General features: G+C 45.3%; 15 protein-coding genes. 8 read left to right on the forward strand and 7 right to left on the reverse strand.

Annotated elements, in window-relative coordinates; genetic code table 11:
- Positions 1-157: 157 nt before the first annotated feature.
- Positions 158-1,192 carry a VOC family protein gene (locus Q5691_RS06215; protein WP_333213096.1) on the forward strand — a complete coding sequence of 345 codons (1,035 nt, stop codon included), beginning with the start codon at positions 158-160 and terminating at the stop codon, positions 1,190-1,192.
- A 33-nt stretch (positions 1,193-1,225) separates the two neighbouring features.
- Here the strand turns inward: Q5691_RS06215 and Q5691_RS06220 are convergent, their stop codons facing one another.
- The 4 genes from Q5691_RS06220 to Q5691_RS06235 all read right to left on the reverse strand — a co-directional run bounded on the left by Q5691_RS06220 (position 1,226) and on the right by Q5691_RS06235 (position 5,148).
- Positions 1,226-2,137, reverse strand: coding sequence for an IS630 family transposase (locus tag Q5691_RS06220; protein ID WP_333213095.1), 912 nt, complete (start codon positions 2,135-2,137; stop codon positions 1,226-1,228).
- Positions 2,138-2,601: 464 nt separating this feature from the next.
- Positions 2,602-3,408 (reverse strand): DUF1838 domain-containing protein, encoded by an 807-nt coding sequence (locus Q5691_RS06225; RefSeq protein ID WP_333344186.1) that lies wholly within the window; start codon positions 3,406-3,408, stop codon positions 2,602-2,604.
- 147 nt (positions 3,409-3,555) lie between these two features.
- Positions 3,556-3,843 carry an RNA recognition motif domain-containing protein gene (locus Q5691_RS06230; RefSeq protein WP_015179076.1) on the reverse strand — a complete coding sequence of 96 codons (288 nt, stop codon included), beginning with the start codon at positions 3,841-3,843 and terminating at the stop codon, positions 3,556-3,558.
- A 1,086-nt stretch (positions 3,844-4,929) separates the two neighbouring features.
- Complete coding sequence (locus Q5691_RS06235) at positions 4,930-5,148, reverse strand: hypothetical protein (RefSeq protein ID WP_333040721.1); 219 nt, start codon at positions 5,146-5,148, stop codon at positions 4,930-4,932.
- A 182-nt stretch (positions 5,149-5,330) separates the two neighbouring features.
- Between Q5691_RS06235 and egtC the strand changes: the two genes are divergently transcribed.
- The 3 genes from egtC to egtD all read left to right on the forward strand — a co-directional run bounded on the left by egtC (position 5,331) and on the right by egtD (position 8,807).
- A complete protein-coding gene (gene egtC, locus Q5691_RS06240) occupies positions 5,331-6,119 on the forward strand; it encodes an ergothioneine biosynthesis protein EgtC (RefSeq protein ID WP_333344187.1) in 789 nt (262 codons plus the stop codon).
- The gene (locus Q5691_RS06245) at positions 6,091-7,383 is read left to right on the forward strand and encodes an ergothioneine biosynthesis protein EgtB (protein WP_333344188.1); all 1,293 of its coding nucleotides are present in this window, start codon (positions 6,091-6,093) and stop codon (positions 7,381-7,383) included. Before egtC ends, Q5691_RS06245 begins: the two co-directional genes overlap by 29 nt.
- Positions 7,384-7,763: 380 nt before the next feature.
- The gene (egtD, locus tag Q5691_RS06250; protein WP_333213091.1) at positions 7,764-8,807 is read left to right on the forward strand and encodes an L-histidine N(alpha)-methyltransferase; all 1,044 of its coding nucleotides are present in this window, start codon (positions 7,764-7,766) and stop codon (positions 8,805-8,807) included.
- A gap of 149 nt (positions 8,808-8,956) precedes the next feature.
- Here the strand turns inward: egtD and Q5691_RS06255 are convergent, their stop codons facing one another.
- Together Q5691_RS06255 and Q5691_RS06260 are read right to left on the reverse strand one after the other, a co-directional pair.
- The gene (locus Q5691_RS06255) at positions 8,957-9,568 is read right to left on the reverse strand and encodes a hypothetical protein (protein WP_333213090.1); all 612 of its coding nucleotides are present in this window, start codon (positions 9,566-9,568) and stop codon (positions 8,957-8,959) included.
- Between the two features lie 415 nt (positions 9,569-9,983).
- Positions 9,984-10,289, reverse strand: a complete 306-nt coding sequence (locus Q5691_RS06260) for an RNA-binding protein (RefSeq protein ID WP_333344190.1) — start codon at positions 10,287-10,289, stop codon at positions 9,984-9,986.
- A gap of 981 nt (positions 10,290-11,270) precedes the next feature.
- On the opposite strand from Q5691_RS06260, the gene Q5691_RS06265 reads away from it, so the two are divergent.
- Both Q5691_RS06265 and Q5691_RS06270 read left to right on the forward strand, forming a co-directional pair.
- Positions 11,271-12,041 carry an SDR family NAD(P)-dependent oxidoreductase gene (locus tag Q5691_RS06265; protein ID WP_333217058.1) on the forward strand — a complete coding sequence of 257 codons (771 nt, stop codon included), beginning with the start codon at positions 11,271-11,273 and terminating at the stop codon, positions 12,039-12,041.
- 222 nt (positions 12,042-12,263) lie between these two features.
- Positions 12,264-13,100, forward strand: a complete 837-nt coding sequence (locus Q5691_RS06270) for an MBL fold metallo-hydrolase (protein WP_333311639.1) — start codon at positions 12,264-12,266, stop codon at positions 13,098-13,100.
- 419 nt (positions 13,101-13,519) lie between these two features.
- Here Q5691_RS06270 and Q5691_RS06275 read toward each other — a convergent pair whose 3' ends face one another.
- Positions 13,520-13,681, reverse strand: coding sequence for a hypothetical protein (locus Q5691_RS06275; RefSeq protein WP_333217055.1), 162 nt, complete (start codon positions 13,679-13,681; stop codon positions 13,520-13,522).
- A gap of 290 nt (positions 13,682-13,971) precedes the next feature.
- Between Q5691_RS06275 and Q5691_RS06280 the strand changes: the two genes are divergently transcribed.
- The gene (locus Q5691_RS06280) at positions 13,972-14,193 is read left to right on the forward strand and encodes a helix-turn-helix transcriptional regulator (protein ID WP_333216410.1); all 222 of its coding nucleotides are present in this window, start codon (positions 13,972-13,974) and stop codon (positions 14,191-14,193) included.
- Positions 14,194-14,337 carry a ScaI family restriction endonuclease gene (locus tag Q5691_RS27660; protein WP_445305824.1) on the forward strand — a complete coding sequence of 48 codons (144 nt, stop codon included), beginning with the start codon at positions 14,194-14,196 and terminating at the stop codon, positions 14,335-14,337.
- The last annotated feature ends 66 nt before the right edge of the window (positions 14,338-14,403 follow it).

The raw sequence follows: 14,403 nt of genomic DNA on the forward strand, positions 1-14,403 counted from the left end.
GCCTTTCGAGCTCTCATATGAGGTACTCATGGCCTCCGTGGCCTCCGTGGCCTCCGTGGGCATACCTCACCACGCTTGAGAACCGCTATATATCTCGCTTAGATATCTCACAGCGAACACTCCGATGTAAAAGTGCGTAAATTATGTTTCAAAAAGTATGAATCAAGTGCAGCCCCTTTCCATCGCAGGCATTTACGAAGTGTGTATTGGCGTAGCCGATGCGATTCCACAACTGCAATATTGGGAGCAATTTGGATATCGGATCGGTAAAATAGGAGAATTCTCGGCATCCGAAGCTGGCGAATTATATGGAGTTAGTTCAAAAGTGCGATCGATTCGACTCTATCACCAAGATGCGGATCACGGATTAATTCGCTTGATGATTTGGGAAAAACCTACAAACGATGGTTTGCAAATGTCGTCAATGAAGGTGAAAGGCAACCGTTGGGCAACTACTTTAACTGCTGATTTGTTGAATATCCTCAACCATGCCGAAGATGCTGAATCTGCCAATTTGTCGGTCAAATATACATCCCCGCACTGGGAGATTATTTACAACAAAGAGCGAAAACCGCGTCCTTTTGTCGAGGCGGCTGTCGGAGTGCGTGAGATGATGCTTTTGCAGCCTTTGAGTCGGCAAGTTTTTTTTCAAAGATTCAATTATGCTTTGCCTAATTACGGGAAAATTAATCCAAATGCTTTTTTTAAAACCAGTCAAATTACCCACATGGGAATGGTAATTCAAGATGACAGCAAAGAAACGCTGCTATTTTATGAAGAAGTTCTGGGGTTGATTCGGGCGCGCGACGATGTAGAAACTACCTTTGAGTCTTCCCTCGCCGGAAGGGAGATTTTTGAGCTTCAGTCTGGGGAAGGATTTGTGGTGACAGCTTTTGATGACCCCCGATCGTCGAAAACAGATTTTCAGGTCGCGCGATCGGGTAGACTGTATATTCTGAGGTTTCCGAGTTCGATCGCACTAAGCGATCGATTTGATCGCGCCAATCCCGGATGTTTGGGAATGTCGCTGTACACATATCGAGTGTCTAGTATTGCAGAATATTTTGAGCGAGTCAAAGCCAGCAATGCACAAAAAATTACAGAAATAGTCGCTAATGAATTTGGGGAACAAAGTTTTTCCTTCATTGCACCTGACGGATATTTTTGGACATTGATAGAATCAGGTTTGTAGTGAAGAATGCAAGTCTTACAGCACTTTGCGTGACTAAGAGGTACAGTAACAGCAGTGAGCAAAATAATTTGCGATTTGCTTAGTTGAACATAATTTCACTCCCAATTCCAATAGTTTTTCCACAATCTGTACACTTCGAGGTACAAATCTCCTGAGCCATGCCCTTAATTCCCACCATAAATGTTCGATCGGGTTAAAATCTGGTGAGTAAGGTGATAAATACACTATTCTTGCTCCCACTGCTTCAATCATTTCTTCTACCCCCTCTACTTTGTGCGCCTTCAAATTATCCATGACTAATACCGCTCCTTTCCATAATTTTGGAACCAGTTGTTCTTGCACAAATTTTTTGAACTCCTCTCCGTTTATCGATTTTTCTATGGTCTTCATGGCGATGACTTTCTTATTGCTTATTGCTCCCACCACTGTTACCCTACTTCCTCTATAAAATGGCTTGATATCGTAGCTTCTTTCTCCCTTTTTACTTCTAGCTCTAAGTCTCATTATCCCCAGCAATACGCCCATTTCGTCCAAAAATATCAGATTTTCTGGTTCGACATCTCGGATTTTTTCCCAATATTCTACTCGCTTCTTTTGATTAATTTCTTTATGGGCTTGACTACTCCGTAGTGTTTTTTTTTTCAAAGTGAGTTGCTGCTTTTGTAAGAATCGGCACATGGCACTCTCGCTCAACCATACTCCTGTTTTTTCGTGCCAATACTCACAATATTCTGCAAGTGTGTAATCTGGATACTGGGCTACCATCTCTTCAATCTGTTGTTCGTGACCAAAGAGTTGGCTCGGTTTACCACCATGAGCCTGACTAGGGAGTAGTCTTCCTGTCTCTTTTTTTCGCTTTAGTAGTGCCTGTACCGTACTTTTACTCACTTGAAATCTTTCTGCTACTTTCCGAATAGAGGTGTTACCTGCTTCTCCTTGTGTCAATAATCTTTTGACGTATATCTAGGGAGTAGGGTTTCATTTTTCTCTTTCTTACCACCTCTAATATTGTACCTAATCGTTAAGCAAAGTGCTGTAATAAAAATCACAAGACTTGCATTCTTCACTACAAATTAATTTGACTGATATCAGTTCCGGTTACACTCCTTATGATATAGAGGAGACTGCACGTGCCGCTTCCCTACGCCCGATTAATTGTAGGGGCCCGGCAGTACCGTGTCCTGGCTGTAAGTAATATTAATTCCGATGCTACCGGATTTGATATGATGCGGTAATGTCCTGGTGCGCGCACCCTACATTGACAGTTCGCGATCGCACTCCGACTGCTCGAAACCGGGGAAAGATGGATGAAAAGACGCGTTAGGGCCTGCAGATTCAGTAAACAACCCGGTTTCGCATGGGCCGCCATGCGATAGCGAACTGATTGAGGGCATTCATCTATTATGAGCTTATGCTTCCGGTGCTGGCAGAGGGAATCTTTCTCCCGCGAGATAAGCATCAAAGTTCTGTTGAAAATAAATCCAAGAAGTCATATCTTCCACATCTAATTGCGATTTCGGCGCATCTTTATACAAAGGAATGCGAGTTTTGATTTCATCTTGCAGCAATTGAGGTAATTCTGTCCAACTATTGACTTTGGAACCCGTGGCACTGTAAATCATGTTACCGGGTCGATTTCCCATTTTCATCCATGCCAGCCACGGCCCGATTCTATCCCAACTCAGAATTACTTGAGAAACTGAGACAAGTTCGGGATTTAATAATTCTGCTGTGGGCACTGTCAGCTTAAATAATTCCGCTGCTTGATAGATGGGATTTGGACTGTAATCAACAAATCTGGCATCCTCAGCTAAAGGATTAGGATAGTTGGGAAATAAGTCAAAGACAAAAGTCGTAATTTCAGGCTCTACTTTAGCCGGGAAAATTCCTTTAAAATTCCCTTGGACGGGGTTGTTAGCAACGTGAGCAACCGTTAGGGTTTCTCCTGTCCAAGGGTTCTCCCATTTGTGGAGAATTTTTCCGCTGTTGGGGTCTAGATAGTAAGTTAGTTCTCGCGAGGTGAATTTCCAGCCGCCCTCGCCGTCAGCAATACACCTGCTTGCACTCATGCCAAGTATTTTGAACAAGCGCTTTTTCGGTTCGTTGGGAACAAAAGAGTAAATATAACCGTTCCATGTGAGAAATGTTGCTTCACCGTCTAGGGAACTGCGCGTTTTCACCCATTCTTTGGCATCAAATTCTTGTAATAAAAGCATACCGCAGGCTCCTGTAAATAATCGATGTTTTTGTGCAGCGGATTTGACATTGCATCCCCAAAATCAACTGCTGCTTGCAATTCGGCGCTACTGGCGCACTGGTGCATCAGGTGGGTTCCGAGAGGATGTCAACCGCCGCATCGCAGACTAATATCCGTCGTTTCTTTTGATTCCTGCGCCTCGATTTCCCTCTTCTTTCGGTTTAGCTTTGTTCACTCGCAAGGGGCGCCCCATCCACTCTGCACCGTCTAATTCGGCAATTGCAGCGTCTTCTTGGGCATCCTCCATCATCTCAACAAATGCAAAACCGCGCATCCGACCGGTTTCCCTGTCGGTAGGCAAGACAACTCGCTTGACTGTGCCGTATTCTGCAAATACTGCTTTCAGGTCTTCTTCGGTGGCGCGGTAAGACAGATTTCCAATGTAGATAGTCATGTCGATCGAACTGAACTTGTTGTGCTATACATAATAACCTGTTAATTTAACTGTCACGTGCTATGTAGTATACAACTGGGCGATCGACTCCGACTAAAAGGGTTTGGCGCATTGACCAACCCTTGGTAATGGCTGCAATAGTTAGCTTAATCAAAACTCATCCGCAGGGCGAATCAGGATATGAGTTTTGGGGCGACGAGAAATCCCACCCCTGAACAATACTTGATTTTCATCAGATCAGTGATAGGTGGGCGACGAATCACCAAGCATCTTGGGAAACAAAGCGACTAACAAGGTATAGCAATCCTCGCATCATTTGTGAATTTCTTAGGAATGAGAATTAAATAACTTCCACTCTTGAAAGTGGGATGGGCGTCCCGCCCGTCCAAAAAGGAGGGGCGGGACGCCCATCCCACAATAACAATTAAAATTGTAAGTTATTTAATGCGCGATCCTTACTCCCTCCCTGCGGCTTCGGGGAGGGTTGGGGTGGGGTAAAAAATTTACGATTTATTTAGGATTGCTATATGGTTCATAAAGTTCTAATATAAGTTAATTTAAGAAGGAAAATGATACAATTAGATTTGATACTTTTTATGCTCCGGCAACCTACCGAAACAATGAAAAAATGCTTTAATAATGATGAAAAATGGTCATAAAAAGAGGCAAATCAGTAAATAAAGTAATCAAGAAAAAGGGCGAAAGTAATATAGTTGTCGCCCCCTTCGCCTGATTTATCATAAGACTGAAAAATTATGGTCAAAACTTACAAATATTTTCCGTTTTATCCACAAAACAAATTATCAATAATTAGGAAAGGCGATCGAGTTTGCATTCCGTCAACTTTCTCAGCAAGATATTTGGAACTGCTCTACACACTGCTGTTATTGTACTTCATCAATCTGAGAAAGGCTATACGGGAATCGGTTGTGTCTGTGCAGACTTTCTAGCGGGAAGTGAGCAATTCAATCTAGCCAAATCTGGAAATCCCGTAAGGGAAAAACGCGAAAAGCCAAACTGTGAAGTTTGGAAACCCACGCCATAACTGTAATCAGTTTGGCGTTGGGAGGATGTTACTGCTTTTCCTTAGTCGATCGAGATTGACTGAGGCCCCGTGCTTTTACCGTTGGTGGGTTCGGCTGGGGGAGTAGTGTAGGAAGTTGAACCAGCTTGCTCGTCGATCCAGCTTTTAACGGGATCTTCGTGAAGGTTGAGTCGAAGCAGGCCAGATAAAAATCCGCCCGCGAAGGCGATCGGCTGTTCGATCAATTCTTTCGCCATTGGGATGAGTTCGTCGATGAACATTCAAGAGTCTCCTTGTGTTGCAGGGGTTCTACCTTAACTGTATCGTTTGTACTGCGATGCTGGCAGCGGCCTACAAAAAACCTTCCAGCCCTGAAGATGGGCGATCCTCTTCGAGGGCTTCGCTAACGGGCAATTTTTCGGCTCATGACTTACAATGCTAATCACATTGCTGCAAAAATTTTATGTGCCGTTTGCTTGGCTACCTCGGGGAGCCGATTTTACTCGATGCTATTCTGTACAAGCCGGAACATTCCCTAATTGTGCAGAGTTACCAGCCCCGCGAAATGACTTCTGGCCTACTCAATGCTGACGGTTTTGGTATTGGTTGGTATCACCCGCACTTAGATACTGACCCGTTTACTTATAAAAATGTACAGCCAATTTGGAGCGACATTAACCTGCCGAGTATCAGTCGATACGTTGAATCCGGATGCGCGATCGGATATGTTCGCAGTGCAACTTCAGGACAATCTGTAGATTTGAGCAACTGTCAGCCGTTTCAGAACGATCGCCTGCTGTTCGTACACAACGGCTTCGTGAAGAATTTTCGGCAAACTCTTTACAGACCAATTCGCGATCGCCTCAGCGATACGCTTTATCAATCAATTAACGGCACTACAGATTCAGAGCATATCTTCGGCTTGTTTGTCAATGAATTGACAGCCGGAAATCTGACTCTAGAAGCTGCTTTACAAAACACGCTGAAAACTTTGGCAGAGCTAGCAAACTTTCACCAAGTAGAATTTTCAGCTAATATAATTATCAGCGACGGACACCAGCTCATTGCCTCTCGCTTTGCTTCCCAAAAAGCCCCTCCTTCCCTCTATTGGCTGCGAGACGATTTAAATTTCCCGGATTCTGTCATCATTGCTTCTGAACCTTTATTTGATGGCAATTGGCACGAGTGTCCAGTCCAGAGCATTATCACTACCGGAGTAGATCGTGAGATCGAAATCTATCCAATCTTGTAGAGAGGCAATTTATCGCGATTTGCAGCAGTGTCGCCGCGGCACTTTCAAGCTATTTACAGACATCGACTACGATACTTTTTGCCGCCAAGCTCATCCTGATTTCAGTCCAGTTGGCTGGCACTTAGGTCACATTGCTTATACTGAGGATTTGTGGCTGTTACAGCGATGTGCTGGCTTGGAACCTGTCTTGCCTCAGTATCACCAACTGTTTGCTGCTGATATTTTGCCGAAAAAACAACGGGTTTTTCTGCCGACGTTACCTGAAGTTGAATTATATCTGGACGCGGTTAGAAAAAAGCTGTTAGATTATTTGGAAGTCGCGCCGATCGACGAGCAAGAACGTCTCTGGCGGTTTATTATTCAGCACGAAAGCCAGCACTGCGAAACTGTTGCTTTCGTGTTGCAAATGCACAACAAGAAGGAAGAAGGAAGAGGGAAGAAGGAAGAAGGAAGAGGGAATGAGGAAGGAAGATTAATTTCCAATTACCGATTACCAATTGCAGATTACAAATTACCAATTACCGATTCCCCGGCGATTGAAATTCCGGGCGGGGAATTTTATATGGGAAGCGATGCTGCTGAGGCTTTGGATAACGAGCGATCGCGCCACCTGTGTTATGTAGAAGCATACTCGATCGATCGCTATCCCGTCACTTGCCGTCAATACCGAGATTTCATGGAATCCGGTGGCTATCAAAACCCTGATTGGTGGTCAGCGGACGGCTGGAAATGGCTGCAAGGCGAAGCCGTCTCTCGACCGCTTTACTGGTCAGAAAATCCAGCTTTCAACAACCATCCAGTCTGCGGCGTGAGTTGGTACGAAGCCGAAGCTTACTGCAACTTTATCGGCAAGCGTTTGCCATCGGAAGCCGAATGGGAAAAAGCTGCAACTTGGGATGCCACAAATCAAAAATATCGCATCTATCCTTGGGGAGAAGAACCGCCAAACGGCAGCCTGTGCAATCACGGTAATAATATTGCCAATACCTCGCCAGTGGATGCCTTTCCCAAAGGAGCAAGTGCGGTGGGTTGCTGCGATATGTTAGGCAATGTTTGGGAGTGGACTGCTTCAACTTTTGACGCCTATCCGGGATTTGAAAGTTATCCTTACAGGGGATATTCTCAAGTTTATTTTGATGGAGAACACCGGGTTTTGAAAGGCGGGAGTTGGGCAACTTTTCCGCAGGCTCTGCGATCAAGTTTTCGGAATTGGTATTATCCGGGCGTGCGGCAAATTATTGCTGGTTTTCGGTGCGCTAAGTAGTTCGCTAGGTAATTGTAACTACCCTCAACTTTGTTCATAGTCAGGAATTTATTCATCGGAAAAGTCCGATGAATAAATTCTTTAATAATTGCATTATAAAGCTTATTTGACGAACATCAAATAAATGGCTGGAGAGGGAATTGGGGACAAAATTTGTTTGTGAAATGCCCAACTTTTTTCCATGTAACAAGCTCAAACAAAACAAGTTTGGTTAAGTATTCAATAATTTTTGTGGATAGATTTTAAGTTTTAATTGTGGAAGCGAGATCCATCGGGTGAGACAATACAGAACGGAGAGTGGCCTGAAAAATCTGACTTGAGCGCGATATTTGGCAACGCGACTGCGTGCTATACCGATATGTGCATCTAAAAATTACTTTATGAAATCCCCAAGACTGTCCGACACGACAAACTCAGCCTCAACGAAAGAAAACCGGCTGCACTTAGAGCGACTGGTGAGCTCTGCGGCACTGACACCCGCAGAAATCAATGCTGGCAGCGATGTAGTTAGCGGGTTGACTCAAACCCCCAAATCCCTGCCTCCAAAGTATTTCTACGACGATCGCGGCTCGAACCTGTTTGAGTTGATTTGTCAGTTGCCGGAATACTACTTGACGCGCACTGAAACGGCTATTTTGCAGGGGTGCGCGGGGGCGATCGCCAATTTAACTGGCCCCTGCGAAATCGTCGAACTCGGCAGCGGCAGTTCCACCAAAACTCGGATTCTCCTTGATGCTTACAGTCAACTGGAATATCCCCTGCACTATTTGCCGATCGACATCAGTCCTACTATCCTAGAAAGCAGCGCTTGTCAACTGTTGGCCGATTATCCGTCGCTCCAGATTCACGGACTTGTCAGCACATACGAATTAGCCTTAGCTAAAATTGCACCGTCGCCCTTGCCAACCCGAATGATTTGTTTTCTCGGCAGTACCCTCGGCAATCTCAATGCTCAAGAATGCGATTTGTTCTTCTCGCAAATTGTCGGTGCATTGCAGCCGGGAGAGTATTTTTTGCTGGGAATTGACTTGGACAAATCTAAGGATATTTTAGAGCCTGCCTACGATGACAGTCAAGGAGTAACAGCAGCATTTAACTTGAATATGCTGCGACATTTAAATCGAAAATATGAGGGAAATTTTGATTTAGCACAGTTCGAGCATTGGGCTTTTTACAATCAAGAGGAATGTCAAATAGAAATGCACTTGAAAAGTAAAAAAGCGCAAACAGTGCAGTTGCGTTCTCTCAATTTAACGGTTGAATTTGCAGCGGGAGAAACTATCCGCAGCGAAATATCGCGCAAGTTTAATCTCAATACTGTAAAAAAAGAACTTTCGCAGCGTGGTTTAATTCCAGTGCAGGTTTGGACAGATCCAAATCAGTGGTTTGGCTTGATGCTTTGTCAGATGTCAGTTGACAGTTGACAGTTGACAGTTGACAGTTGACAGTTGGCAGTTGGCAGTTGGCAATTGCCAATTGTTATTTGTTATTTGTTTTGAATATCTCCCAATAATCAGTAACTACTGACTACTGACTGCTGACTACTGACTACTGACTACTGACTACTGACTAATTAACAAATCGGCCGCTGTCCGGGTTTGACGGCGTGAATGTACTCGCTGCCCGATGTCGGCCATCCCCGCTTATAATAAGCTTCCTCCGGCTTCCCCCAGCCCAACTGCAACAAAATTTCTAGAAAATCCAACTTTTCCCACTTCGAGAGGCTGGCCCATTCTGTGCGCTGGGCTATAGCCTCTACATCAACCGACTCGATCGCTCGAAAATCCTTTCCGCTGTTAACACTTAAATACAAATCCATCCCGGCAGTTACCTGCTGCCAGAATTCCAACATAGCAATCTTAGCTGCCTTCAACGTAATCAAATCAACCGGTAGAGCTATTAATTCGTCATCCACTGCCGGATAGCGTAGAGTATTGCCTTTAACCGCAATTTCCCGCCAGACAATCCCAGAAACTTGATGTTCCCGCTGGTATTCGTGTACGGCTGCCTTAAAATTTTGATAAGCGGTGAACTTCTGTACGCCCTCAGATTTGAGAAAGCGGTCAATCACGGGGTTGCCTGTAGCAGGAGTTTCAGTCAAGTTGAGGCGCCGCCCATACAAGCAGGCTTGGCGCTCTTCTTCGAGGATTTTAATGAGTTCCGCCGTGCTGTAGACCTTGGACATCTTTATTCAGGCAAAATCAAGATATTGGCTGATATTCGGCTGGTTTTCTCGACTAATCTTCGGTAAAGATAGTTTTGCTGTTCTAGGCAATATTCAGTTTTGCCGTTATTCTAGCTTTTCTTGCTGCTTAATTCTAGTTTGATAGTTTACAGGCGTCGAGCCGCGAAATCCCGACAGCCTCTTAAAAAAAGCAGTTAAGAGGAAGAGGGTACTGAATCACGAACTAGAGTGGGAACTGGATCGCGAACGTATCTCGCCGGATTTTTCGCCAAAAACAAAGCCCCCTCCTTGGAGGGGGCAAAACTGATTTAGAGGTTTGGGAGTTTTATTGGATGGGTCGATCAAACAACCCGAAAAAAAGGCAGCATTCGCACCTGCCGTCAACTACCAAAACTCAAATTTTCAGTCTCAAAGCTTAGTAGCGTCGAGCAGAGCGATCTTTGTCGCCCCAGCCGCCGCCACCCGGGCGTTTGTTGTCTTCGCGAGGTTTGGCTTTGTTGACTTTCAAGTCACGGCCCATCCACTCAGCACCGTCTAAAGCTGCGATGGCTGCTGCTTCTTCTGCCTCGCTTGCCATTTCCACAAAAGCAAAACCCCGCATCCTGCCTGTTTCCCGGTCCATTGGCACTTGGACGCGGCTTACAGTACCGTACTCGGCAAATACTTCGTTGAGGTCATCTGATGTTACCTCATATGAAAGATTACCCACGTAAATCGACATAAAATCTCCAGAATCATTAGGGTGCAGAGACTTAGATTCGGAGAGACGCTTGTAAATAAACACCAACAAACTACGCAACCGAATTTAATTCTTGGAAAACCACTATAACATGAAGCCAGCAGAATCAGCAATTGGCTGTCATAATTTTCAATGTTGGGTGCCGAGCGGGCAATCGGCAACAGAAAGTATTCTTGATAAATGACATCTTACACTCTTGGCATCCTCCGGTTGGTTTCTTGGTGCGCGATCGACCTGATATCTGAGATTTTGCGTCGCTGTTACCAGGTTGATTGGGTCTGATTGAGACCAGTGCCTGAGATTCACTTATAACTAACATCACCCACTGTTATCCCTGGACAAGCCTCCTGCCCGTTCCACCAGAGATAAATGTTTTTAGCCCAGGATTAATATTCCGAGTCAATCTCCCATCTTCCATCTCCCGTCTCTCATCGCATCCGATTTAGCGCCCGATAATGGCGGCTCCCCAATAATTATCAAAAGAGTTATTAGCCATATCTACGCGCATTTCATAGTTAGATAGCAATCCTCGCATCATTTGTGAATTTCTTACTTGCTCCCCGATCTCGCGGGGAGGGTTGGGGTGGGGTAAAAATTTTACGACTCCTGCAAGGATTGCTATCTAAGTATAATTATTTCTTTAATATTTCCATTTTATTCATTTTTTAAGGCTTTATGTAGTTTCTCTATTTGCTCTTTCTCTAAGATGATTCTCGGCTGTGATTTTTACACTAATTGCATGAAGTTTGTTTTCGACTCTACCGTATTTAAATGCCTAAAAGCTTATGTCCTAGGAAAGATGCGATCGCACTCCTATCTCCCTAGCATTGTAAAAGTTGAACGTCCACAGTCCACAAAGATTGTCTAGTACAGACAGAAGCAAGCCTAGACAAAAGAGCGTGGAGCAGTTACAGAGGATTTTAAATGGTTATAAACAGTTCGTTGACCCGGCCTTTGGCTATCGTGACGGGTGCCTCTAACGGTATCGGCTACGAACTCGCCAAACAGTTCGCTCAAAACGGCTTCGATCTCCTAGTCACCGCCACCGGAGCGAGCATCAATGAAGCGGCTCAAGCCTTTGAGGGGCTCGGTGCCAAAGTCGAGACAGTGCAGGCAGACCTCGCTACCTACGACGGTGTTGAGACGCTCTACAACCAGATAAAAGCGACTAATCGGCCAGTGGATGCGATCGCAATTAATGCCGGTGTCGGCGTCGGTGGCGACTTTGCCCGCGAGACAGACTTGAAGGACGAACTAAATCTGATTAACCTCAACGTTGTCTCGTCTGTGCATTTGGCTAAACGGGTAGTCAAGGATATGGTCGATCGCGGCCAAGGACGGATTCTATTCACTTCCTCCATTGCCGCCCTAATGCCGGGGCCATTCGAGGCAGTCTATGCAGCATCCAAAGCCTTCATCCACTCGTTTTCCGAAGGACTCCGCAATGAGTTAAAAGATACAGGTGTAACTGTCACCTCGCTGATGCCCGGTCCCACCGATACTAACTTCTTCCACCGGGCGGGAATGGATGACACGAAGGCGGGCGCCGACAAGAAAGATGATCCAGCCGAGGTTGCCAAACAGGGATTTGAAGCCTTGATGGCTGGTAAGGACAACATCATTGCAGGTTCGCTCAAGACAAAGATTCTAGCCAGCGCAAGCAAGGTTTTGCCTGATACCGTTAATGCCGAAATGCACCGCCAGCTTACTGAACCGGGTTCTGCCAACCAATAATTTCCGCCCGTCTTACTATGCTTATGTGTAGATTTAAAGAAAGTAAACATCGCAGATAGTGGCAAGATTGCAGCCAATAAAAGCGTGTTTACTTCTCCCAGTAGTGACGACGATTTAGCGAATTTTTCTCAGGCGTTCATCGATGGCATTATGCAGCATCGGCCTTGGATGCGAACTGAGTAATAAATGGTTCCCGCCTAAGTAATTTAGTACAGCACATTTATGCAAATTCATCATCTCAATTGTGGCTGTATGTGTCCCATTGGAGGGGCGCTTTTCGATGGCTTTAGTAGCGGTTTGACGGCTAACCTCGCCTGCCACTGTCTGCTGGTTGAAACCAATCAGGGACTTGTTCTGATTGATACCGGCTTCGGATTGCGGGATATCCAGTCGCCTTACTCTCGGCTCAGCCCGTTTTTCGTTTATTTTAATAACATCCAGTTCGATCGCAAGTACACGGCAATCCATCAAATTGAACAGCTCGGATTTTCACCAAGCGATGTGCGCCATATTGTACTCACCCACCTCGACTTCGATCATGCCGGTGGTCTAGAGGATTTCCCTGAAGCAACCGTACACGTCATGCAGGCTGAAATCGATGCCGCACACGATCGGCATGGTTTCATCACAAAAAGGCGCTATCGTCCGGGGCAGTGGGATGAAGTCAAACGGTGGAAATACTATTCGGCGGGTGGCGAACCTTGGTTTGGTTTTGAAGCAGTCCGCGAGCTCGACGGATTGCCGCCGGAAATTTTGCTAATCCCGTTGGTGGGGCACACGCGCGGTCATGCTGGCATTGCCATTGATACACCCGATGGCTGGCTTCTGCACGCAGGCGATGCCTATTTCTACCGACACGAGATGGATGCAGCTAACCGACGCTGCACGCCCGGTCTGCGCGCCTACCAATGGATGATGGAGGTCGATCGCAAGGCTAGGTTGCTCAATCAAGGCCGGCTGCACGCATTATCGGTGCAGCATAGTAAAGATGTGCGCGTGTTTTGCAGTCACGATGCTATTGAGTTAAAAGCCTTCGTTGACGGACCTAGGAACTCTTAAAACTAGAAATTTCATCATTACTATTGATTACACCAAGTAGGCGGTTGGGGAAGTTGCAGCCGGACTGCGCTCTGGATTTTGATACATCTTAAATTCAAAACTCATACTAAGTTGCGTTCAAAGAGCTTATTCTTAAATGTGGGAAATATGTCATTGAGCGCCAGCGCTCCCGGTTAAATGCTAGATTGACAAGTTCTTGACAAAGCTCATCGATTACCTTAGACATTGACTTGAATATTAGGTTATTAAAGTAGTTTTCGGGTAAATTTCCCCACTGATGTTCAACTGGCATTAATTCCGGGCTATTTGAATCTAATCTAACTAGCACAAACTATAAAATAGGTGTCGGTTTATTTCCCTGACCCAAAATTATGGGATACTTTTTGCACGAATTGCTGTTGGAGAGACAAAGCATTGACTCATCCCTCAACCTCTCGTGCCTTGCGAAACTTTTCCTGTAATTGCTCGCACGCAGTCTCTAAGGGGATTCCCTCACCCCGCGATAGTTTTGCCTCCGCTTCCTCCACCGAAGAGCGCACCTCCTCCACCCACTCCCAATAATGCTGGCGTGTTTGAGTCAAAGTCTGGAGGGCTTTTGTAATAACCTCTTCCGGCGAGCTAAACTGCCGCGCGTGCTAATTGCGCTTCGATCAATTTCATTTGCTCAGGACTCCAAGTAATATTGATAAGAATCTCCCGGAGTCTCGCTGACACAAATCCCTTTTCTAAGAATAGCGCTACTTTCTGGGCAGTGCGATCGTCCAGAAAAATGGCTGGACAGTGCCGGATCTGCCAAGTTGATTGAAACTTTGTTTAAATTAACACTCATAGTGTGTAGATTTAAAGCCGTTACAAGCTTTAAATTTTTTTATTGATAAAAATTATAAAGCTTAAAATATTTGGCGAACAGGTTCGGAAATTGAGAAAAGCTAGGGGGCTAAGCCAAGAGGAGTTAGCTGAACTAGCAGAACTGCATCGAAATTACATTGGTGGCATTGAACGTGGCGAGAGAAATGTTGCACTTCTGAATATTGTGCGTCTAGCTAAAGCTTTGGAAGTACCGCTAAGCAAATTGTTGGAGGGGATAGAGTAAATGACTTCACCTTATGCGGGGCTTGCCACAGAAGATTGGGCAGTAAAAACGCGGGAGCTGATAGAGATACATCCACTTAGCCCCAACGAAATATATGAAGTAGTAAGCTGTTGTGCATTTAAAACGCATAGTAGTATAATATAACATAATGATATTCAGACAAAGTGAATGCCTGCTAAAAATTTTCTAAGTTCCGAAACAAAGGAAACT

This window comes from Microcoleus sp. w1-18aA5, from assembly GCF_036701705.1.
Taxonomy (GTDB): Bacteria; Cyanobacteriota; Cyanobacteriia; order Cyanobacteriales; family Microcoleaceae; genus Microcoleus.

Excerpts from the sequence above, each read along its gene's own strand:
- Q5691_RS06215 (WP_333213096.1), top strand. The coding sequence starts at position 158 with ATGAATCAAGTGCAGCCCCTTTCCATCGCAGGCATTTACGAAGTGTGT.
- Q5691_RS06225 (WP_333344186.1), bottom strand. The coding sequence starts at position 3,408 with ATGCTTTTATTACAAGAATTTGATGCCAAAGAATGGGTGAAAACGCGC.
- Q5691_RS06230 (WP_015179076.1), bottom strand. The coding sequence starts at position 3,843 with ATGACTATCTACATTGGAAATCTGTCTTACCGCGCCACCGAAGAAGAC.
- Q5691_RS06235 (WP_333040721.1), bottom strand. The coding sequence starts at position 5,148 with ATGTTCATCGACGAACTCATCCCAATGGCGAAAGAATTGATCGAACAG.
- egtC (WP_333344187.1), top strand. The coding sequence starts at position 5,331 with ATGTGCCGTTTGCTTGGCTACCTCGGGGAGCCGATTTTACTCGATGCT.
- egtD (WP_333213091.1), top strand. The coding sequence starts at position 7,764 with ATGAAATCCCCAAGACTGTCCGACACGACAAACTCAGCCTCAACGAAA.
- Q5691_RS06255 (WP_333213090.1), bottom strand. The coding sequence starts at position 9,568 with ATGTCCAAGGTCTACAGCACGGCGGAACTCATTAAAATCCTCGAAGAA.
- Q5691_RS06260 (WP_333344190.1), bottom strand. The coding sequence starts at position 10,289 with ATGTCGATTTACGTGGGTAATCTTTCATATGAGGTAACATCAGATGAC.
- Q5691_RS06270 (WP_333311639.1), top strand. The coding sequence starts at position 12,264 with ATGCAAATTCATCATCTCAATTGTGGCTGTATGTGTCCCATTGGAGGG.
- Q5691_RS27660 (WP_445305824.1), top strand. The coding sequence starts at position 14,194 with ATGACTTCACCTTATGCGGGGCTTGCCACAGAAGATTGGGCAGTAAAA.